Source organism: Acinetobacter sp. Swhac1, from assembly GCF_013390985.1.
GTDB lineage: Bacteria > Pseudomonadota > Gammaproteobacteria > Pseudomonadales > Moraxellaceae > Acinetobacter > Acinetobacter towneri.
In genome coordinates this window covers 1-815 of record NZ_JACASN010000113.1, presented here as the reverse complement: position 1 = coordinate 815, position 815 = coordinate 1, and the positions used below count along the sequence as shown (strand labels likewise).

The 815-nt window shown below is 28.8% G+C and carries 2 protein-coding genes and 1 pseudogene; all 3 read left to right on the top strand.

Annotated features, from left to right (window positions below):
- Positions 1-115 (top strand): annotated as a pseudogene (locus HX743_RS16210) (transposase); the annotation flags it as partial.
- Positions 115-390 carry a hypothetical protein gene (locus HX743_RS16205; RefSeq protein WP_214129030.1) on the top strand — a complete coding sequence of 92 codons (276 nt, stop codon included), beginning with the start codon at positions 115-117 and terminating at the stop codon, positions 388-390. The pseudogene HX743_RS16210 and the gene HX743_RS16205, both read left to right, overlap by 1 nt.
- Before the next feature lie 122 nt (positions 391-512).
- The gene (locus HX743_RS16200) at positions 513-743 is read left to right on the top strand and encodes a DNA-binding protein (RefSeq protein WP_178319684.1); all 231 of its coding nucleotides are present in this window, start codon (positions 513-515) and stop codon (positions 741-743) included.
- The last annotated feature ends 72 nt before the right edge of the window (positions 744-815 follow it).

Below are 815 nucleotides of genomic sequence, written 5' to 3'. Positions count from 1 at the left end.
GAAGCAGATGAAATATTATTGGCGAGATTTTCAAGTCATGACAGCTGATAAAATAGAGCAATGGGTGGAGAGAGTATCAAACCAATTCGGAAAAGAATACATGTTTACTTTTTAATGACAGCTTATAGTGAAACGCCAAAATTAAAAGAACTGCGAAAAAAACTGATTGATATTGATGAAAACAACCCACTATTTACCCAAAAAAACACTATAAACAAAGAGTTAAGCTTTCTAAAAAATCAGGTAGATTTTATTAATGAATTGGCAGTTTCTTACCCTGAATTTTGTGATTCAATTCAAAAATATAAAGAAGAAATTGATTATCAGATTAATTTTTGTGAAGTAAAGATTAAAACAATAAATAGCATTATTAAAATATATAATGGATGATTATAAAAACCATTATATATAATATTAATATAATAAAAACAATAACTTACAATAAAAAAGTGATTGATTGATCCTGAAAAATATTCTATTTTTTCGTCAACATCATTCAAAATTTATCCGATATGATCAAATCGATTCAGCAAGTTAGAGAAGAGTTTTCAGCAAATGGAATTTCCATTGCTGAATGGGCAAGAGATAATCATTTTTCTCCAGACCTAGTTTATCGAATTTTAAAGAACAATAGAGTTCCGAAACGCGGTGAAAGTCATAAAATTGCAGTGAAATTGGGTATTAAGGACATACGCGCCAACTTAAGGCTTAAACTGTTGAAATATATTATAATTATCGCTTGAAAAATAAAAAAGGTGGTTGTATTTATTAATGCGCTAACACAAAACACAACCACCGTGGCGTATCATGATTCA

Coding starts and splice junctions, on each gene's coding strand:
- HX743_RS16200 (WP_178319684.1), top strand. CDS start 513: ATGATCAAATCGATTCAGCAAGTTAGAGAAGAGTTTTCAGCAAATGGA.
- HX743_RS16205 (WP_214129030.1), top strand. CDS start 115: ATGACAGCTTATAGTGAAACGCCAAAATTAAAAGAACTGCGAAAAAAA.